This is a genomic window from Methylobacterium amylolyticum (genome assembly GCF_030700245.1).
Taxonomy (GTDB): domain Bacteria; phylum Pseudomonadota; class Alphaproteobacteria; order Rhizobiales; family Beijerinckiaceae; genus Methylobacterium.
On sequence record NZ_JAUYZI010000036.1, the window covers coordinates 50,817 to 70,066 of the forward strand.

At 72.4% G+C, this 19,250-nt stretch carries 19 protein-coding genes and 1 riboswitch; of the genes, 8 read left to right on the forward strand and 11 right to left on the reverse strand.

The window, feature by feature from the left end:
• Positions 1-38 precede the first annotated feature (38 nt).
• Both hemA and Q8W71_RS22635 read left to right on the forward strand, forming a co-directional pair.
• Positions 39-1,256: a 5-aminolevulinate synthase gene (gene hemA / locus Q8W71_RS22630; RefSeq protein ID WP_305527668.1), complete on the forward strand. Its 1,218-nt coding sequence runs from the start codon at positions 39-41 to the stop codon at positions 1,254-1,256.
• A gap of 624 nt (positions 1,257-1,880) precedes the next feature.
• Positions 1,881-2,099, forward strand: coding sequence for a hypothetical protein (locus Q8W71_RS22635; RefSeq protein WP_305527669.1), 219 nt, complete (start codon positions 1,881-1,883; stop codon positions 2,097-2,099).
• A 22-nt stretch (positions 2,100-2,121) separates the two neighbouring features.
• Here Q8W71_RS22635 and Q8W71_RS22640 read toward each other — a convergent pair whose 3' ends face one another.
• Entirely contained in the window at positions 2,122-2,676 is a 555-nt protein-coding gene (locus Q8W71_RS22640) for a PAS domain-containing protein (RefSeq protein WP_305527670.1), read from the reverse strand.
• Positions 2,677-2,820: 144 nt separating this feature from the next.
• Positions 2,821-3,171 (reverse strand): hypothetical protein, encoded by a 351-nt coding sequence (locus Q8W71_RS22645; protein ID WP_305527671.1) that lies wholly within the window; start codon positions 3,169-3,171, stop codon positions 2,821-2,823.
• Between the two features lie 275 nt (positions 3,172-3,446).
• On the opposite strand from Q8W71_RS22645, the gene Q8W71_RS22650 reads away from it, so the two are divergent.
• Positions 3,447-3,650, forward strand: coding sequence for a hypothetical protein (locus tag Q8W71_RS22650; protein ID WP_305527672.1), 204 nt, complete (start codon positions 3,447-3,449; stop codon positions 3,648-3,650).
• 274 nt (positions 3,651-3,924) lie between these two features.
• Complete coding sequence (locus Q8W71_RS22655; protein ID WP_305527673.1) at positions 3,925-5,244, forward strand: polyhydroxyalkanoate depolymerase; 1,320 nt, start codon at positions 3,925-3,927, stop codon at positions 5,242-5,244.
• Positions 5,245-5,394: 150 nt separating this feature from the next.
• On the opposite strand, the gene Q8W71_RS22660 is transcribed toward Q8W71_RS22655, so the two are convergent.
• Positions 5,395-6,213 (reverse strand): histidine kinase, encoded by an 819-nt coding sequence (locus tag Q8W71_RS22660; protein WP_305527674.1) that lies wholly within the window; start codon positions 6,211-6,213, stop codon positions 5,395-5,397.
• Between the two features lie 451 nt (positions 6,214-6,664).
• Here Q8W71_RS22660 and Q8W71_RS22665 point away from each other — a divergent pair, with 451 nt between their 5' ends.
• Positions 6,665-7,198 carry a GAF domain-containing protein gene (locus tag Q8W71_RS22665; RefSeq protein ID WP_370875507.1) on the forward strand — a complete coding sequence of 178 codons (534 nt, stop codon included), beginning with the start codon at positions 6,665-6,667 and terminating at the stop codon, positions 7,196-7,198.
• 16 nt (positions 7,199-7,214) lie between these two features.
• Here the strand turns inward: Q8W71_RS22665 and Q8W71_RS22670 are convergent, their stop codons facing one another.
• The 5 genes from Q8W71_RS22670 to Q8W71_RS22690 all read right to left on the reverse strand — a co-directional run bounded on the left by Q8W71_RS22670 (position 7,215) and on the right by Q8W71_RS22690 (position 9,695).
• Positions 7,215-7,931: an SDR family NAD(P)-dependent oxidoreductase gene (locus Q8W71_RS22670; RefSeq protein ID WP_305527675.1), complete on the reverse strand. Its 717-nt coding sequence runs from the start codon at positions 7,929-7,931 to the stop codon at positions 7,215-7,217.
• A 208-nt stretch (positions 7,932-8,139) separates the two neighbouring features.
• On the reverse strand, positions 8,140-8,310 hold the full coding sequence (locus Q8W71_RS22675) for a hypothetical protein (protein WP_305527676.1): 171 nt from the start codon (positions 8,308-8,310) through the stop codon (positions 8,140-8,142).
• Positions 8,311-8,390: 80 nt separating this feature from the next.
• Positions 8,391-8,834 (reverse strand): DMT family transporter, encoded by a 444-nt coding sequence (locus Q8W71_RS22680; protein WP_305527677.1) that lies wholly within the window; start codon positions 8,832-8,834, stop codon positions 8,391-8,393.
• Positions 8,835-8,872: 38 nt separating this feature from the next.
• On the reverse strand, positions 8,873-9,052 hold the full coding sequence (locus tag Q8W71_RS22685) for a hypothetical protein (protein WP_305527678.1): 180 nt from the start codon (positions 9,050-9,052) through the stop codon (positions 8,873-8,875).
• A gap of 91 nt (positions 9,053-9,143) precedes the next feature.
• Positions 9,144-9,695 carry an inorganic diphosphatase gene (locus tag Q8W71_RS22690; RefSeq protein WP_305527679.1) on the reverse strand — a complete coding sequence of 184 codons (552 nt, stop codon included), beginning with the start codon at positions 9,693-9,695 and terminating at the stop codon, positions 9,144-9,146.
• A 415-nt stretch (positions 9,696-10,110) separates the two neighbouring features.
• Between Q8W71_RS22690 and Q8W71_RS22695 the strand changes: the two genes are divergently transcribed.
• Complete coding sequence (locus Q8W71_RS22695) at positions 10,111-10,470, forward strand: hypothetical protein (protein WP_305527680.1); 360 nt, start codon at positions 10,111-10,113, stop codon at positions 10,468-10,470.
• 11 nt (positions 10,471-10,481) lie between these two features.
• On the opposite strand, the gene Q8W71_RS22700 is transcribed toward Q8W71_RS22695, so the two are convergent.
• Positions 10,482-12,218: a putative bifunctional diguanylate cyclase/phosphodiesterase gene (locus Q8W71_RS22700; RefSeq protein WP_305527681.1), complete on the reverse strand. Its 1,737-nt coding sequence runs from the start codon at positions 12,216-12,218 to the stop codon at positions 10,482-10,484.
• A 1,051-nt stretch (positions 12,219-13,269) separates the two neighbouring features.
• Positions 13,270-13,471: riboswitch (cobalamin riboswitch) on the forward strand.
• 418 nt (positions 13,472-13,889) lie between these two features.
• On the opposite strand from Q8W71_RS22700, the gene Q8W71_RS22705 reads away from it, so the two are divergent.
• A complete protein-coding gene (locus tag Q8W71_RS22705) occupies positions 13,890-16,013 on the forward strand; it encodes a TonB-dependent receptor (protein WP_305527682.1) in 2,124 nt (707 codons plus the stop codon).
• Positions 16,010-17,464 carry a PepSY domain-containing protein gene (locus Q8W71_RS22710; protein WP_305527683.1) on the forward strand — a complete coding sequence of 485 codons (1,455 nt, stop codon included), beginning with the start codon at positions 16,010-16,012 and terminating at the stop codon, positions 17,462-17,464. The genes Q8W71_RS22705 and Q8W71_RS22710 overlap by 4 nt, the downstream gene beginning before the upstream one ends.
• A gap of 12 nt (positions 17,465-17,476) precedes the next feature.
• Here the strand turns inward: Q8W71_RS22710 and Q8W71_RS22715 are convergent, their stop codons facing one another.
• Both Q8W71_RS22715 and Q8W71_RS22720 read right to left on the reverse strand, forming a co-directional pair.
• A complete protein-coding gene (locus Q8W71_RS22715) occupies positions 17,477-17,794 on the reverse strand; it encodes a hypothetical protein (RefSeq protein ID WP_305527684.1) in 318 nt (105 codons plus the stop codon).
• Between the two features lie 213 nt (positions 17,795-18,007).
• The gene (locus Q8W71_RS22720; protein WP_305527267.1) at positions 18,008-19,150 is read right to left on the reverse strand and encodes an ISAs1 family transposase; all 1,143 of its coding nucleotides are present in this window, start codon (positions 19,148-19,150) and stop codon (positions 18,008-18,010) included.
• Positions 19,151-19,250 lie beyond the last annotated feature (100 nt).

The following is a 19,250-nucleotide window of genomic DNA, read 5'->3' on the forward strand; positions in this document are numbered from 1 at the left end:
AAAGCGGCGGGAAGCCGCGACGGGATCGGGAGAGGCGAATGGACTACGAGGCCTTCTTCGGCGCCGAGATCGCCGGGCTGCACCGCGAGGGGCGCTACCGCGTCTTCACCGATCTCGAACGCCACGCCGGCAACTTCCCGCACGCCACCCACCACCACGCCGGCGGCACGCGCCCGGTGACGGTGTGGTGCTCCAACGACTATCTCGGCATGGGCCAGCACCCGACGGTGGTCGGCGCGATGCACGAGGCGCTCGACCGCTGCGGCGCCGGCGCGGGCGGCACCCGCAACATCTCCGGCACCAACCACTACCACGTGCTGCTGGAGCGCGAACTCGCCGACCTGCACGGCAAGGAGGCGGCGCTGCTGTTCACCTCCGGATACGTGTCGAACTGGGCGGCGCTCGGCACCCTGGCCTCCCGCCTGCCGAACTGCGCGGTGTTCTCCGATTCCGAGAACCACGCCTCGATGATCGAGGGCATCCGGTTCTCGCGGGCCGAGCGCCACGTCTTCCGCCACAACGACCCGGAGGATCTGAACCGCAAGCTGGCGCTGGTCGATCCGTCACGCCCGAAGCTCGTGGCCTTCGAGTCCGTCTACTCGATGGACGGCGACATCGCGCCGATCGACGAGATCTGCGACGTGGCCGAGGCGCACGGGGCGCTCACCTACCTCGACGAGGTCCACGCGGTCGGCCTGTACGGCGCGCGGGGCGGCGGCATCTCGGAGCGCGACGGGGTGGCCCACCGTCTCGACGTGATCGAGGGCACGCTGGGCAAGGCCTTCGCCGTCCACGGCGGCTACATCACCGCCAGCGAGCGGCTGTGCGACTTCGTGCGCAGCTTCGCCTCAGGGTTCATCTTCACGACCTCGCTGCCCCCGGCGGTGGCCGCGGGCGCGGCGGCCTCGATCCGCCACCTCAAGGCCAGCGGCGCCGAGCGCGCCCGGCATCAGGAGCGCGTGGCGCGGGTCCGCGCCGCCCTGGAGGCCGCCGACATCCCGGTGATGCCCAACGACAGCCACATCGTGCCGGTGATGGTCTGCGATCCCGTGCTGTGCAAGGCGATCTCCGACACCCTGCTCGACGAGTTCGGGATCTACGTGCAGCCGATCAACTACCCGACGGTGGCCCGCGGCACCGAGCGCCTGCGGATCACCCCGTCGCCGCTCCACTCGGACGCCGACATCGCCCACCTCGTCGACGCGCTGAGCACGATCTGGGGCCGGATCGGACTCCGCCAGAAGGCGGCGGAGTAGGCCGGTGGAGTAGGCCGAACGACGGGGACGGCCGACGCGCACGTCCCCGGGCCGCGGCCGCGTCGGTGGATGCGGTCGGGCCCGTCCGGCCCGTTGGCGACCCGGGGGCGTTGCGGTCCGATCGAGGCCGGCGCGCGCCGGACCGAGGGCGGGATCTCGGCACCGCCCCCATCCCGGCGTAGCCGTCCCAGGCGCGCGGGCGGTCGCGCAGGCTGAACGCCCGCCGCTGGCCGAGCGCCGCGGCGAGGAGCGCCCCGATCGTGCCGCGGTCCGCCGCGCGGACCTGCTCGGGCCAGCCGACTCCCAGCGCCTCCGCCTGGGACTGTCCCGTGAAGGCGGCCCATTCCGAGCCGATGCCGGTGAGGGCGCCTCGGGCGTCGGTCACGACACTCATCGCACTCGGCTCGCGGATCAGCGGCACGGGGTGGCATGCGTCGGACGAGAGTCAGCCATGCCGAAGCTGTTCCTCCCCCGCCGGGTTACTTCGAGGTCGGCGTAGCCGTAGGCCCATGGGTCCCGGCCCCCTAACACACGGCCGTTTTGCGCGCGGGCCCGGGCGCGGCGGGACGCGCGCCCTCCGCCGGGGCGTCGCATCGGCGGACCTGCCATTCAGGAGCGGCGCTCATGGAGGACGATCGCTCGAAGGCGGCGCGGACCCTCCGACGCATCGCCGCCGCACTCGGGACGGACCCGGCAGGTTTCACCGCCCCCCAGGCGCGGCCGGACTTCGATCGCGAGGCGGTGGAACTGCTGCGGCTGTTCGCGGGCCTCGCCGATCCGGCCGAGCGCCGCGCCTGCCTCGACTTCGTCCGCGCGGTCGCCGCACGTGGCCGGCCGACGTGATCCCGCGTGGCGGGGGCGCGGATCAGTGCAGGCCGCGGGCGTCGCCTCGGGTGTGGCGGGCCAGCAGCGTCCCGAGTTCGTGCAGCAGCGCGTCGATCAGCGTCCGCAGGATCGGCGAATCGAGATCCTCGGTCAGGGGCCGCACGGCGAGCAGCGCATCCGCGATCCGATCGACCGCCTGCACGGTCCGGTCGCCCGCCGGATCGGCCTGACGGCTGTCGGTGACGTCGACGGCGATGCCGAGGCAGCGCAGCCCGCGTCCGGCCGCGTCCGTCTCGACCCGCCCGCGCGCCGCCACCCAGTGGTCGCCGTCCCGGTTCCGGGTGCGGAACTCGGCCTCGAACCGCCCCGTCGCGGTGTGGGCCTCGCGGACGAGATGGGCGACGCGGGCACGGTCGTCGGGATGCACGCCCTCCAGGAACGCCGCGAGCGGCACACCCGCCGCCGCCCGCGGCGCCGCGATGCCGAGCAGGTCGGGCAGGGCGCCGGTGAGTGCGACCACCTGCGTGTCGAGATCCGTTTCCCAGGTTCCGACGTAGCCCGATGCGTCGAGGGCCGCCCGAAAGGGAGAAGTCATGTCGCTGCCTCCTCGCGAACAGGCATGCGGCCGCGCCGCGATGTGCCAGGAGGTATCACAACCCTACGCTGTTGAAAGGCCGCGAAACGACCCATGCGTTGCCCGCGGGATGCATACCGCAGGTTCTCAGGATCGTCGGCGCGCCTATGCGCAGGACGCCAGCGACGGTTGCGGCGCGAGCGCGCTATCCCCACGGGCACCGTCTCCGTAGGCGCTGGCTCCGGACGTGCGGATTCCGTGCGCCCGATCGAGCAGGGCGCAGATCTCGGCGCCGACCGCCCGCGCGATGGCCTCGGACGCCTCGCCCTCGGTGCGTCCCTCGCAGATGCGCTTCAGGACACCGAGGGTGCGCAGCTCGATCACGTGGATGATCGCCTCGGTCACCGCCGGCCGGGCGCCGCTCAGCAGCGCGGCGAGGTCGCAATAGGCGTCGCGCACGAGGTGCAGCAGCAGCCGATCGACGGCGCCCTCGTCGTCAGGCGACAGGGTGGGCATCAGGTTCTCGCCTACAGGTTGCATATCCGAGGCGCTATCGGCCCATGGTTAACGAAGCGTCAAGGGTGGCCACATCGCGAGCGCGCCGTCGCGGAGCACCGAACGCGTTGGGGATCCGCGCGCCGATGCAATCTCGCGCTCCACGACGGATTGACCCCGGAGCCGGCGCGCGGACAGCGCGGCGTCTCCCGCCGCGGGACCATTGATTCTGGCTCCGCTTAAGCTTAACCTTGGAACAATTGAAAGTTGAGAACGGCGAGGGCGGGGAGATCCCGATGAGATCGTCCGAGTGCTGTGTCTTCCGGGTGATCGGCGCCGCCTTCCTCGGCAGCGGCATCGTGCTGGCGACGCTGTGGGCCCACGGTCCGGTGCGCGCCATGATCCTCGCCCCCGTCGGCGGCAGCCTCGCCGCGGCGGCGATCGTCTCGCTCCTCTACGCCGCCGGCCGCTTCGCCGCGCATCCCGCGCCGGAAGCTTGAACGCCGGATCGCCCGGAGACCGGGGCCCGATCCCGGACCCGCGATGCCGGGGGCGCATTATGTTGCCGGATTATGTTGCCGGATTGCACCAGACCTACGGGATCGGATTCCTCGACCGGAAAGTGTGCTGGTCAAAGAGCGCGCATGTGACATCCTCTGATGCCGTTTGCGCAGGCAGAGGCTTCGTTTCCTGCCGATGCAACGCATCATAGTGCTGAAGCGTTAGGCGGCTCTGGACAGGGCTGCGTGGCGGGCCTGTCGGAGGAACGTCGGTATGCTCTACCTGATGCGCGACGCGTGCGACCTGATGCTCGCCCCCGCCCGAATGGCGGTGACGGCGACCCGGAACGCCTGCGAGAGCCCGTTCAGCCCACTCGCCTACACGCCCAGCAGCCGGGCGCTGGCCGCCTCCTGCGAACTGTTCGAGCGCGCGACGCGCACCTACGCCAAGCCGATCTTCGGCCTCGGCGTGCCCGAGCGGATCGTCTGGGAGCGGCCGTTCTGCCGCGTCATCGCCTTCGGCCAGCCCTCGGACAAGCCGAAGCTGCTGCTCGTCGCACCGCTGTCGGGGCACTACGCGACCCTGCTGCGCGGCACGGTGGCCGGCTTCCTCGACACGCATCAGGTGTTCATCACCGACTGGACCGACGCCAAGCAGGTGCCGGTGACGGCCGGGCGCTTCGACCTCGACGACTACATCGACACCTGCATCGCCCTGTTCGAGGCGCTGGGTCCCGATCTCAACGTGATGGCCGTCTGCCAGCCCTCGGTTCCGGTGCTGGCGGCGATCGCCCGCATGGAGGCGGAGGACCACCCCGCCATACCGCGCACCGCGACCCTGATCGGCGGCCCGATCGACACCCGCCGCGGGCCGACCGCCGTCAACCGGCTGGCGCAGGAGCACCCGATCGCGTGGTTCGAGCGGCACTGCATCCACACGGTGCCCTGGCCGCACGCCGGCCACGGCCGCGACGTGTACCCGGGCTTCCTGCAACTCGCCGGCTTCGTCAGCATGAACCTGGAGCGCCACCGCAAGGCGCACTGGGACCTGTTCGACCAGCTCGTGCAGGGAGACGGCGATTCGGCGGCCAAGCACCGCGAGTTCTACGACGAGTACCTCGCCGTGATGGACTTGCCGGCGGAGTACTACCTCCAGACCGTGGACACGGTGTTCATCCGCCACGCGCTGCCGAAGGGCGAGATGCGCCACCGGGGCCAGCCGGTCGATCTCGGCGCGATCCGCCGCTGCGCTCTGATGGCGATCGAGGGCGAGAAGGACGACATCACCGGGATCGGCCAGACCCGCGCCGCTCTGGACCTAACGCCGAACCTGCCCGACGCGCGGAAGGCCTACCATCTCCAGATGGGCGCGGGGCATTACGGCGTGTTCAACGGCTCCCGGTTCCGGGCCGAGATCGTGCCGGAGATCGTCGCGTTCATGGCGCGCCATACCGCCGATGCCGTGGCGGACGCGGCGCCGATCGAACTCCCGCCCACGATGGTCGTGCCGCTGTCCGAGGCCGAGACGCGCGCGCCGCTCCCGGTGATCCCCGCACTCGTCGAGGGTCCAGCCCCGGTCAAACTTCACGCCTGAGCGGCTCCGCGACGGCGCCCCCATCGTCATCGCGAGCGTAGCGCCGCGACCCTGCGGCGCTACGCTCGCCGGTTGTGCGCTTCCCGAGGTCGCATCGCTCCGCCCGCAAGGATGCCGGAGACGACCACGATCCCGTCGAGCGGATACCGCTCAGTGAAGCGAGGCGCCCTGGGCCGCGCCCGTCGGGCGGTCCGCGGCCATCACCCGCGTCGCGCGGCGACGCAGGCGTTCCAGGCGGCCGTTCAGCCGAGCGCGGGCGCGGTCACGCCGCAATTCGAGCTGCGCGAGGATCCGGTCGCGCTCCTCGGCGGGGCCGACCCAGCCGTCGAGGCGCGCGCGGTCGGCCCGGAACCCGAACTCGACATCCGCCAGCGCGGCGAGCGTCAGTTGCAGGTTGCCGGTCAGATCCTCGACTTCGTACCCCGCATGCCCGGGCGTCGTCCGCCCGTCCACGTCCCGTGTCGAGGCGCGGGCCGAGTCCCATGGCGAATCCCACGCCAGATCCGGCGGCGCCTCGAGCGGCTCGGCGCGGCCGGGCACGGTGATCGGCAGCAGCACGTTGGAGGCGGCCACGAGGGTCCCCGACGCGTCGCGCAAGGGGGTCGGGTAGGGCATGAACGGGATGCGCGTCCCGTCGGGCCGCTCCAGCACGGCCTGGATGCCGCGCACGGCGCGCCCTTCACGGATCGCGATCGCCATCGGGCACCGCTCGTGCGGGAGCAGTTCGCCCTCGGGCGTGAAGATCCGCCACGCGCCGCACCAGCGCGTGCGGCCGAGTTCGGGCCGGTAGCCCCACAGGTCGGAGGCCGCGGTATTGTAGAAGGTCAACCAGCCCTCGGCGTCGGTGGTGTAGACCGGGGACGTGAAGGCCTCGAACAGGTCGGCCCGCGACGGCTCGTGGTTCCAGCCGCGGTCGGGCCCCCCGGCCGCGTCCGAGAGATCGTCGGGGAAGTCGTCGTCCGGGAACATGGGCCACCCTCGATCGACCGGCGGGCGCGAAATGCCCGCCTCAGCATTCCGGTCGCCCCCCTCTGTCGCGGGTGCTGCGGGCCGACTCCGGCGACGCGCCGGGCTCGGCCCCCAGAGACGCGCGGACGCGTCGCACTCCAGATCGTCCAGCCCGACGGGATTGTGCCGCGAAGCTTCCGGGGGCGGTCGCTCCGAGACGCCATAACCGGCACACGCCGGCCTGGGCTCTCCCGCAGGGCCATCTGCGGACTGGAGTACTTTGCACGGACGACAGGATCACGACAAGTGCCCGGCGCGTCGTTCGCTGCCGCCGATCAACCTCGAGTGGTTGCCCGGACCCGGGTGCGGGTCTCGTGCGGGACGGGCGGCGGCGGACGGGCCCTGTCCCCGATGCACCGTCCCTGCTAGAATCGGACGGCAAGGCGTGGCGGGTGCAGCAGCAGGTCGGGGTTTGCCGCTGGCAGGTGATGCAGACGGGCCGTACGGGTCGCTCCTCGATCGGGCCGGGGCGCGGCTGGACGCGGCGGGCTCGCGCGACGCGGTGGTGGCCGCCCTGCGCGGGACCGCGCGGGGGATCATCGGTTCCGACGGCATCGCCGTCGTCCTCAGGCAGGGCGACACCTGCTTCTACGCCGCCGAGGACGCCATCGAGCCGCTCTGGACAGGGCGCCGATTCCCCCTGACGGCCTGCATCTCGGGCTGGGCGATGCTCCATCGCCGGACGGTGACCATCGCCGACATCGAGGGCGACCCGCGCGTGCCGATCGACGCCTACCGCCGCACCTCCATCCGCAGCCTCGCGATGGCGCCGATCGGCGCCCCCGAGCCCGTGGCGGCGCTCGGCGCCTACTGGTGCGCGGCGGTCGATATCGACGCCGCCACGGTCGGTCGCCTGGAACGGCTCGCGGCCCTGGCCGCGGCCGCGCTCGCGCGGCTGAGTTTCGGCGGGATCGAGCTCGGAGCCCGCGTCGCCGCGGCCGGATGAGGATCCTCGGCTCCGGTCAGGGCGGGACGAGCTTGCCGGCCCAGTCGAACACGCCCCCGGTATCCTTCGGCCCCAGGCCGTCGAGCACGTCGAGCAGGTGCCCCGCGCTCTGCTCCGGGGTGAAGAGCCCCGGCGCGTCGGCGTCGGGCCGGAACGGGCGCGACAGGTCCGTGGCCACGGTGCCCGGGTGCAGCCCCGCGACGATCGCCTCGGGGCGCGTGCGCGCCACCTCGATCGCCAGCGTGCGCAGGATCTGGTTCAGGGCCGCCTTCGAGGCGCGATAGGCGTACCAGCCGCCGAGGCGGTTGTCGCCGATCGATCCGACCCGCGCCGAGAGGGCGGCGAAGACGCAGCGCCCGTGCCGGGGCAGGAGCGGCACGAAATGCTTGGCGACGAGGGCCGGCCCGATCGCGTTGACGGCGAACACCGCGGCCAGGGCCGCGGGGTCCAGCGCGCGCACCGCCTTCTCCGGGGCGATACCCGGACCGTGCAGCACCCCGCTCGCCACGACGACGAGGCCGACCGGCCCGGCGGCCGCGACGGTCTCCGCCGCCGCGGCGACGGAGGCCTCGTCGGTCAGGTCGATCGGGACGTGGGAGACCGGTCCCGATCCCGCTCCATCGCCCCCGGAGCGGGACAGGGCGAAGACGGACGCGTGCGCGCCGCGCTCCGCGATGGCCCGGATGAGGGCGCGGCCGAGCCCGCCCGAGGCGCCGACGACGACGGCATTCATGTCGGGTCGGCACCGATGCGGTGCGGAGGGCGAACGGCAGCAGGGCGGAGGCCATCCCCAGGCACAGGGCGCCGGTCAGGAGGGCGACGGACAGGGGACAGACCGGAACGCGACGCGGTCCCGGCATCGGGTAGCGATACGCTTAACGCTCGGCACTGCGCGGCCTTCCCGCCGGCGTCATCCCAGCGCCACGCTTGCGGGCACACGTTCAAGCGCGTTTGGCGAGCCGCATCGCCCGCAGCCGCGCGGTGCGCCGCTCCACGGCCTGGCGCTCCGCCTCGATCTCCTCCCACACCTCGGCGGCGCTCGTCTCCCGGACGGTCGCCTTCACATGCGGGCTCGTCCGGTCGCTGCGGCTCGTGGTCGGGAAATGAGACATGCGTCCACCTCGTTAACCAGGGTTAGGCCGACATAGAGCGCCGTCGGGGGTCGGCGACCCTCCGCCCGGCGCCCGCGCGGTCAGAACAGGGCGACCAGCCCGACCCCGGCGACCATCAGCGCGCCGCCGAGCAGGCGCCACCGGCTCGCCGGGTGCACGTCGAAGCCCGCCCAGCCGAAATGGTCGAGCAGGATGGAGGTCGCCACCCCGGCCGTGACCAGCAGGCCGAGGAAGGCGCCCGCGCCGATCTGGCGGGCGATCAGCAACTGCGCGACCACGATGCCGCCGCCGAGGACGCCGCCGAACCACGCCCACCACGGCACCCGCGCCGCCTCGACGGCGGACGGCCACGCGAGGCGCCCGGTGACCAGGCCCGCGACGAGCACGGTGATCAAAGTCCCGATCCCGACGACGAGGCCGGCAGTGAGCGGCTGGGACAGGTTCCGGGCCAGCGTGCCGTTCTGCCCGGGCTGGATCGCGTTGGCGACGCCCGCGGCCAGCACGGCGAGGTAGAGGTACCACATGGGCGGATCCCTACGGGGGCGGCGCGGACCCGCCGCGCTCACGGGCGCGCCGGGGCGGGCGCCGGATTGGGTGTCGGGTTGGGCGTGGCCGCCGTGTCGGACGCGGTCGGCGGGACGGCCGGGGTCATCAGCGACCACGTGCCGCCGATGGCCAGGGCGCCGGCGATGAGGGCGGCGATGAACAGGCCGAACCGCCAGTGTCGCATCAGGTCGCGCATGTCGCCGAAGCCTTCCGGAGATACTGGCCGAGCGCGTCGCCCGCGGGGGTCGCAGGGCCAACCCGGATGGCGGGCTCCGGGTTCGCGGCGGTCAATCGCCGCCCGCCGCGAAGGCCGCGATGCCCGCCTCGACCAGCGCCCGGGCACCCGCCGCGTCGCTCCGGCGCAGCGGGCGGAAGTCCCGTCCGGCGAGGCGATTGTACTGGACGAAGAACGCCTCGACCTCGTCGAGCAGGCCCGGCCGCAGGTCGGCGAGGGCGCGGACGTGGTCGTGCGTCGGGGCGTGGGTGGCGACGGCGACGAGCCGGTCGTTGCGCTCCCACGGGCCGTCGCCCTCGCGCTGCTCCGCCTCGATCGCCCCGAGGAGGCGCGCGGCGACCACGCAGCCGGGGAAGGCGGGGGCGTCGAGCAGGATCAACACGTCGATCGGGTCGCCGTCCGCGCCGATCGTCCCGGGGATCATGCCGAAATCGTGGGGGAACGACATCCCCTCGGGCAGCACCTTCTTGAGCAGGATCGCGCCGGGATCGGCCTCGTAGCCGTACTTGTTCCGGCTGCCCTTCGGCGTCTCGACGACGACGTGCAGGGCGCCGTCGCGGTCGAACGGCGGCAGCCGGCTGAGGTTGATCGCGGTCTCGGGCATGCCCTCGGCTCCGGGTGATGGTCGCGTCCGCGAACACGCCAGGGCCGATGAAAGATCCCATCGGCGAACGATCCCGACGCGCGGGATCCCGGTCCTCCAGCCGCCGAACCGCGATCCGCCACCCGGGTTTGCCGGGGATCAGGAGGATGCCATGGCGCAGGATCGCAGCGGCGGCGCGAACCCGACCGAGCGGGAACGGGAGGCCGCCGCGCGCGCCGGGCGGAAGACGATCGGCGCGAGCGGCCGACCTCAGGACGCGCGGGACGGGCGGGCGGCGTCTGACCGCCCCCGGACCGACGGGCCGAGCGGCCGGGCGTCCGAGGCGCGGATCGGGCCGCACGGGCCCGGAAACTCGGCCGGACGGACCGCCAGTTGACCGGCGGCGCAGGTCGCGCTGCTCCGAGGAGGTACGGCAATGGACGATCGGACGATGGCCCGTGGGCTGGCGTGGTTCGGCATCGGCCTCGGGCTGATCGAGATCGCGGCCCCGGCACGACTGGCGCGGGCGATCGGGCTGGAGGGTCACGAGCGGACCCTGCGCCTGTTCGGCGCGCGCGAGATCGCCTCCGGCGCGGTGGTGCTGGCGAGCGACGCGCCCGAGCGGCAGCTCGGCCTGCGCGTCGGCGGCGACGTGCTCGACGGCGCCCTGCTCGCCGCCGGCCTCGGCCCCGGCAATCCCGGCCGCGCCCGGACCCTGGCGGCGGCCGCGGCGGTGGCGCCGGTGGTCGTGCTCGACCTCGTCTGCTGGCTCAGGGCCCGGCGGCCGGCCGGGTAGGGTAGGGCGCGTCAGGCGAGCCCGGCGCCGCGCGGCACCGCCCGGGCCTGCGCGGCCAGGATGTAGGCGCGCGCCTCGTCCGGCGGCAGCGGACGGCTGAACAGGAAGCCCTGGACCTGCGTGCAGCCCTCCCGGCGCACGAGGTCGAGCTGCTCGGCCGTCTCGACCCCCTCGGCCACGATCCCCATCCCGAGCCGCTCGCCGATGCCCACCACCGCGCGCACGATCGCCGCCGCGTCCGGGTCGGCGATGTCGCGGATGAAAGCCCGGTCGATCTTGATCTTGTCGAAGGGGAAGCGGCGCAGGTAGCTCAGGCTGGAATAGCCAGTGCCGAAATCGTCGAGCACCACCTGCACGCCGAGCGCCCGCAGCCGGCGCAGGCAGGCCAGCACGCAGTCCGCGTCCTGCATCAGCACGCTCTCGGTCACTTCGAGCTTCAGGCGGGACGGGGGCAGGCCGCTGCCCGCGAGCGCGGCGAGCACCGCCACCTCGAAGCCGTCGCGTCGGATCTGGACGCCGGAGACGTTCACCGCCACGCGGACGTGCGGCGGCCAGCGCAGAGCCTCGCGGCAGGCCTCGTGCAGCGCCCAGCTGCCGAGCGGGACGATCAGCCCGGTCTCCTCGGCGAGCGGGATGAAGTCCCCCGGCGCGATCTCGCCCTGGAGCGGGTGGTGCCAGCGCATCAGCGCCTCAAGGCTGACGACGCCCCCCGTCCCGGCATCGACCACCGGCTGGTAGACGAGCCGGAACTCCCCGCGCCGGATCGCCTCCCGCATGTCGAGCCCGAGCTGGCCGCGGGTGGCGGTGCGGGCGCCCACGTCGGGGTGGAAGGTGCGATAGGTGTTCCGGCCTGCCGCCTTCGCCTCGTAGAGCGCGATGTCGGCGCGCTTGAACAATTCGTCGACGTCGGCGTCCCGCTCGGTGGCGACCGTGAGGCCGATGCTGACGCCGACCTCCACCGTCCGCCCGTCGAGGACCACCGGCTCGCTCACCGCGGCGATCAGCCGCTCGGCGAGGCGGGTCGCCGCGCCCGCGTCGTCGAGGTAGGCGATCACCACGGCGAACTCGTCGCCACCGAGCCGGGCGACCGTGTCGTAGGGCCGCAGCACCGCCCGCATCCGGTCGCCGACGGCACGCAGCAGGGCGTCGCCGGCGGGGTGGCCGAGGCTGTCGTTGACCGTCTTGAAGCGGTCGAGGTCGCAGGCGAGAACGGCGAAGGGGCTGCGCGTGCGCGCGGTGCGGGCCACCGCTTGGTCGAGGCGGTCGCGGAACAGGGTGCGGTTGGGCAGCCCGGTCAGCGCGTCGTGCAGGGCCATGTGCCGGACCTGTTCCTCCGCGTCCCGCCGTGCGGTGATGTCCCGGATCGTGGCGACGGCGCCGATCATCCCCCCGCGCTCCGGATCCCGGACCGTGCGCACCGAGACCTCGACCCAGACGAAGTGCCCGTCCCGGTGGCGATGCCGCAGGGAGCAGGTCGTGACCTCATCCGTCCCGCGCAGGACCCGGGCCCAGTGGCCCCCGAAGACGGAGGCGTCGTCGGGATGGACGAAATCGGCCGGTCGCGTGCCGAGGAGGTCGCGGGGCTCGTAGCCGAGGATGGCCTGTACGGCGGGCGAGACGTAGACCCGGCGCATGTCGAGTCCGGTGAGAACGACGATGTCGCTGGAGTTCTCGATCAGGAGCCGGAACAGCCGGTCGCTCGCCCGCACGATCGCGGCGAGACATCCGGCAGGATCGGCAGCGGGCACGCCCGAATCCGTGCCCGACGCGGGAACCAAGGTTTGCCGGGGTCGCATGAACGGCCCTTGTAAGTCTTGCTCGATTTCAACGTACTCTTGCAAGCCTTAAGAATTTATCCAGCGCTCCATTGTCGATACACGCAATAGTTGTATAGAAATACAATGCACCCGGAGATCTTAATTCTCACAGGTTTATTTGAGTAACCTCAAGTTATCACAATCAGGGCGCAACGGCGCGTCGCAGCGGGCCGCCTGAGGAGTGCGCCCGTTCCGGTCCGACCAAAGTCGAACCCGTTCCGCGGCGTGGCCGTGCTCCGATTCTTCCCGACCGCGCTCTCGTCCCCGGGGTTTGGAAGTGCAACGGCCACCTCGAACGGGGCCTCCAGGTCGACGGACGAACTTGGTGAACGAATTCGCCGACCCGAGCGGCCCGGTGGAGGCCGGTCGGAGGCCCGCTCGGCCCCCCGCCACCGGATCCCTCATGAAGCCAGTTCGAGAGCCCATGGAAGGGTTTCGGTGTTCGAGCGCGGCCCGCTCGCGGTACGCCGGGCCGTGGGGTGGGCGGCGCTACCGGGATGCGGCATCGCCGCCTCCCTCGCCCGCGCTGCCCGCCGGAATCGATCGGGCGTGGAGACTAGTGGAAGACTCCGAAGAACCACAGCAGGAGAATGATCGGCAGCGGGATTCCCAGCAGCCAAAGAAGTCCACCCTTGAGCATCGTCGTCTTCCTTCCGATCGGCGCCACCGTACGGCACGGTCGACGTATCGGGGAACGCACGATGGACGGAAATGGATGCCCGCCGATCGCAACGCGCGCGCACGAAATCATGCCGCCATCGGTGTTCGGCGACGAAACGACTTGGCCGCAGGGCCGCTCGTTTCCTCGGGCACCCCCGGCCGGACGCCGCATCCGGTGCAGCGCCCCGACCGGGACCGGCGCGCAGGTCCGCGCGGACGGTCCCGCACCGCCCATCCCTCGAGAGGGTCCGCGCTCTCTGGGGACCCGCAGGCATCGGATCTGCGTCGAGGACGGGCCCGTATTGACGCGCCGGACCCTATCGCCGAGAGTGAGCGTGACGGTTCCCTTCGGGGATCAAAAGGGAATGCGGTGAGGTCTCGTATGGGGCCGATTCCGCGGCTGCCCCCGCAACTGTGAGCGGAGAGTCTTCTCGTCACCACGTCACTGGATGGCTTCATCCGGGAAGACGACGGGAAGGCGGCGACCCGCGAGCCAGGAGACCTGCCGTCGGCCGTGGTCACACGCGAAGCGCGTCGGGCGGGGTGCCCCGGCGGGTGTCGAGGCACCGTCAATCCCGAGGGGAGGCGGTCGACCTTCGGCCTCGTTCGCGGTGACGTGCCACTGCAAGCGCGCCCGCGACGCCCGTCCGCATGTCCCACCTCACCGCGAGATCCGGCGCCTTCCGGCGCGCGTCATCGGACGCCCATCGGGCGCTGCCGCGCGCGTCCGTGCGGCCCGCCGCGGCACGGAAGATTGGTAATGTTATTACATTGCCTGTCGGGGACGTTCGGCCGGCCGACGCCGCGCCCGGAACGAGACCGATGCCGACCCTCCCTCCGTTTCCCCTCTGCCGACGGCCGAGCCGGACGTCCGGCCGAACATTCGGACACCGCTTCGGCCGCACCGTCGGTCGGGCCGCGTCCCCCTGCGCCGCGGCCCTGATGCTCCTGGCCGACCCGGCCGCCGCGCAGGAGACCGTCGCCCTCGACCAGCTCTCGGTGGAGGGTGAGGCCGGCGTGAGCCTCACCCGCGCCGCGCCGGTCGGCCTCAACCTGCGCACGCCCGACCGCACCGCGAGCCGGCTGGGCCTGACGCCGCTGGAGACGCCCGCGAGCCTCGACATCGTCTCCGGCGAGACCGCCCGCCTGCGCGGCCAGAACACGATCGCCGAGGCCGTGACGCAGGACGCCACCGGCATCACCACCATCGCCGCCCCGGGCAACGGCAACGGCGCCTTCACGAGCCGCGGCTTCGCGGGGCCGAACTCGATCCAGCAACTCTACGACGGCACCCGGTTCTACGTGGGCGCCAACACCGTGACCTTCCCGTTCGACACGTGGAACGTCGAGCGGATCGAGGTGCTGCGCGGGCCCGCCTCGGTGCTTTACGGCGACGGCGCCATCGGCGGCGTGATCAACGTGGTGCCCAAGAAGCCGGTCTTCGTGCCGATCAACGTCGCCCGCGCCGTGATCGGCACCGACGGGGTGGCCCGCCTCGCCTTCGATTCCGGCGGGGCGATCGGGCAGGCCGAGTTCGGCGACACCTTCGCCTACCGCCTGAACGTCAGCGGCAACCGCGCCGACGGCTGGATCCATCCGGTCGGCGACTTCCGCAACCTCGCGGTCTCGGCCGCGCTGCTGTTCCGGCCGAGCCCCGACCTCGCCTTCACCGTGAGCCACGATCTCGGCTACCAGGAACCGGCCCGCTACTGGGGCACCCCGCTGGTGGAGGGCCGGATCCCCGACCTGATCCGCTTCCGGAACTACAACGTCCTCGACCCGAAGATCACCTGGGCCGACAACTGGACGCAGTTCCGGACGGAGTGGACGCCGAGCGCCGACGTGACGGTCCGCAACACCGCCTACCGCCTCACCAGCCGCCGCCACTGGCTCGACGTGGAGCAGTACGCGTTCAACCGGGGCACCGGCCTCGTCGATCGTTCGGACTACCTGGAGATCTACCACAGCCAGGAACAGGTCGGGAACCGGTTCGACGCCGCCTTCCGGGGCAGCCTGTTCGGGTTCCGCAACGATTTCCTGGCGGGCTTCGACGTGAACCACATCGATTTTCGTCACACCAACAACTTCAATTTCGACACGTCCGACAGCGTGCCGCTGGTCGGCGGCTATCTCGGCCTGTTCCCGCAGAACGGCCGGGCGAGCCCCGCCTACGCGACCTCGACGCGGCAGGCCTCGGTCTTCGCCGAGGACCGGGTGATCCTGGCCGACAACCTCTCGGTGCTCGCTGGCGTGCGCTTCGACGCGCCGACGCTGCACCGGGAGGACCTGCGCTCGGGCTCGCAGTTCGAGCGCACCTACACCTCGCTCGGCTACCGGTTCGGCGCGGTCTACAACCCGACGCCCGACAGCGCGCTCTACGCCCAGTACAGCTTCGCCACCGACCCGGTGAACAGCCTCATCACGCTCTCGCAGTCGCTGGCCAACTTCAAGCTCGCCACCGGCGACCAGGTCGAGATCGGCGCCAAGGGGCTGGCCTTCGACGGCGCGCTCGAATGGACGGTGGCGGGCTACCGCATCGTCAAGGACAACTTGATCTCGGCGGTGCCGGGCCAGCCGACCGTGTCCACCCAGGTCGGGCGGCAATCCTCGCAGGGGTTCGAGCTGGCGCTGGGCTGGCGCTTCGCCCCGGGCTGGCGGCTCGACGGCAACCTCGCCCTGCTGCACGCCCAGTACGACCGGTTCGACCAGACGGTGAACGGCGCGACCGTCTCCTTCGCGGGCAACCAGCCGATCGACGTGCCCGAGCGGGTCGCCAACCTCTGGCTGACCTGGGACTTCCTGCGCGACTGGACGGCGCGGGTCGGGCTCCAGAACGTCGGTCAGGTCTACAGCGACTTCGGCAACACCGCCCGGCGCCCGGCCTACAACCTCGTCAACGTGGTGCTGGACCATCAGGTCACAGTGGATTCCCGCCTGAGCCTGCGGGTCTACAACCTGTTCGACAAGGTCTACGCGATCTCGGGCAACGCGGTGAACGGGGTCGGCACCAACTGGCTCCTCGGGCGGCCGCTCTCGGTCGAGGTCGCCTACACCGTGGCGTGGTGAGGCGGCGTCTCGCGGCGGCCGGGAAGGCCGGCCGGCGCTGGCTGTTCCTCGGCCACCGCTGGCTCGGCATCCTCACCGGCCTGCTGTTCGCGACGTGGTTCGCCTCGGGGCTGGTGATGCTCTACGTCGGCTTCCCGGCCCTGACCGAGAGCGAGCGCCGGGCCGGTCTGCCGGGTCTCGACTGGGACGCGGTGCGAATCGCGCCCGACGCGGCGCTGGCGGCGGCGGGGGCGGAGCGCTTCCCCCGCGACCTGCGGCTCGCCATGCTGGACCGCGAGCCGGTCTACCGCGTCACCCTCTGGGACGGGACGCGGCGGACAGTGTCGGCCCGCGACGGCCATCCCGTCGCCGGGATCGACGCGGCGCTGGCGCTCGCGGTCGCCGCGGCCGACCCGCGGGCGGTGCGGCCCCGGGCGATCGGGCGGGTCGGGCGCGACCAGTGGACGGTGGTGGCCCGCTACGACCCGCTGCGGCCCTTCCACCTGATCGACCTCGGCGACGCGGCGGGCACCCGGCTCTACGTCTCGGCGCGCACGGGGGAGATCGCCCTCGACACGAGCCGGACCGAGCGGGTCTGGAACTGGCTCGGCGCGATCCCGCACTGGATCTACCCGACGCCGCTGCGGGCGCGGGCGGGGCTGTGGCGCGACGCGGTGCTGTGGGTGTCGGGCGTGTGCGCGGCCGCCGCGGTCACCGGCTTCTGGATCGGGCTGCTGCGGGTGCGGCTGCGCCGCCGCTACCGGGACGGGCGGGCGACGCCCTATCGCGGCTGGAGCGCGTGGCACCACGTCGCCGGGCTGGCCGGGGGCGTCGCGCTGATCGCCTTCATCGTCAGCGGCTGGCTCTCGGTGAATCCCAACCGCTGGTTCGGGCCGCGGGCGCCGTCCGAGGCGATGCTGGAGCGCTACGCGGGCGAGACGGCGCCGCGCCTCGCCCTCGACCCCGCGGCCCTGCGCAGCGCCTGCGCAGACGCGGTCGAGATCCGCTTCCGCCACCTCGCCGGCGCACCGGTCGCGGCGGTCGCCTGCCGCGACGGCGGGACCGTGACCGCGGGCTTGGGTCCGGAGCGCCTGCGGGAGGCCGCCGGACGGCTCCTGCCCGAGGCCGGGCCGCCGGAGATCGACCGTCTCGCCGAGGAGGATGCCTACTGGCACGGGGGCCGGACGCTGCCGGTGCTGCGGGCCCGCTTCGCCGATCCGGAGGCGACGTGGTTCCACATCGACCCGGCCACGGGCGAGATCCTCGACCGGCTGGACCGCTCGGGACGCGCCTACCGCTGGCTGTTCGACGGCCTGCATACGCTCGACCTCGGGCCCCTGTCCTGGCGGCCGACCCTGCGCAAGACCCTGATCTGGATCCTGTCGGCTTTGGGCCTCGCCACCGCGATCTCCGGCACGGTGATCGGCTGGCGGCGGCTGCGGCGGTTGGCGGCGGGACCCCGGCGGGCCTGAGCCGCCCCGCGCTCAGGCGGCGAGCCGGGCCCGCAGCGGCCGCAGCACCCGGCCGAGCGCGCTCGTGCGCCGGGCCGGGGGCGCGGGTGCGGGCGGCGGAGACGCATCGGCCTCGTCCTGCGCCGCGAGGCGACCGATCACGTCCTCGGCGAAGGCCGGCAGCGGCACGGCGTGCTCTTCGAGCAGCAGGACAGCGCGACACAGGGCGCGGATCTCGGCCTCGGTCGGCCGGCCGCCGACCACGTAGGCGGCCATCATCCGGTCGGCGAGCAGGCCGGCCATCACCTTCGCCTCGCCGAGCCTGCGTTCGTGGTCCGCGCTTCTGGACATCGTCGGTCTTCCGAGGCCACGGAGACCGCGCCGCGCGGGTCCAGCCATGACGCGATCAGTATCCGTGACGCGGATGAACGGCGCTTCAACCACCCGGGACCGCCCGCCGTGATTTCCGGACCGTCCACAGGGGCTTCGCGCCAACGCCATCACGTCGCGGTGACGGCGTCCGGCCGCGCCGGGCTGCGGCGGCGCGGCCGCAAGGGAATCGCTTCAGGTTAACGGCGGGGTCTTCGGGTTCTGTCGGATGAGGGTTTCGAGGTAGTCCGGGTCGAGGTTGGCGAGCTTTCTTCGGACCTTGAGGCTGTGGCGGTCGTGGGGGGCGCGCACGAGGTTCATGGCCATGTGGCGGACCACGGCCATGTTCTGCGGACCCGATCCAGTGCGCAGGCGGACGAGGTCGTCGTGGAAGACGACGTCGAGCACCCAGTGCAGGCGGTTCTCGATGTGCCAGTGGGCGCGCACGGCGGCGGCGAAGGTCTTGGCATCGAGCTTGACCGAGGCGAGGTAGTAGCGGCGTTCGCACTCGATCCTGCCGGCGCGTTCGACCTGTGTCTCGACCATGCCGATCATCGCCAGATGGGGCATGTGCGGCTCGTGCGGGTAGCGGCGATCCGAGCCGATCCAACTCACGTCGTGGCAGACGCTGTGGCGGCGGTGTTCGAGGCGACCGTGGTCGTTGTCGACGGTCTGGTGGGTGTCGGCGATCAGGTCGCCCGGAGCGGCGAAGAAGCGCACGACGTCGTCGTGGGTGGCGGGGCGGTTGCCTTTGAGGGCGAGCAGGTAGTCGCCGCCCCGGGCCACGATGGTCTCGGCGATGGCGGTCTGGGTGCCCATCGCGTCGATCGTGACCAGCGCGCCCCGGAGTTCGAGCCGCTCCAGCAGGCGCGGGATGGCGGTGATCTCGTTGCTCTTGTCGGCGACCGCCTCCTGGCCGAGCACGAGGCGCTGGCGGGAGGCCCAGGCCGAGACGGTGTGCAGGGCGGCCCGGCCCTTGGTCTTGGCGTGGCAGCGCCGGGAGGTCTTGCCGTCGATGGCGATGAGATCCGGCTCGACCGCGCGCAGGCGCTCGACCCAGGCCGTGAAGCAGGTCTTGAAGAGGTCGGCGTCGAGCGCGTTGACGACGTCGTTGAGGGTGTCGTGGGCGGGCAGGCCGCGGTCGTACGGGAGGAAGCGGCGCAGGAAGTCCAGGCGCCGCTCGCCCCACAGCCGGATCTCGACGAAGTCGTCCATGCCGCACAGCGTGGCGCACAGCACCAGCAGCAGGATCTCGGGCAGCGGGTAGATCACCCGCCAGCGCTGGCGCGGGTCGGTCAGGGTCGAGAAGTGGTCGAGGATCGACAGCGAGGACGGCATCGGCGGCTCCGCAGACGCAAAGCCCGCCGTGAATCACAAACCTCAGCCCCCCGCAGCACCGCTCCCAAGCCAAAGCCAAAAAGCTGAAGCGATCGCCCTG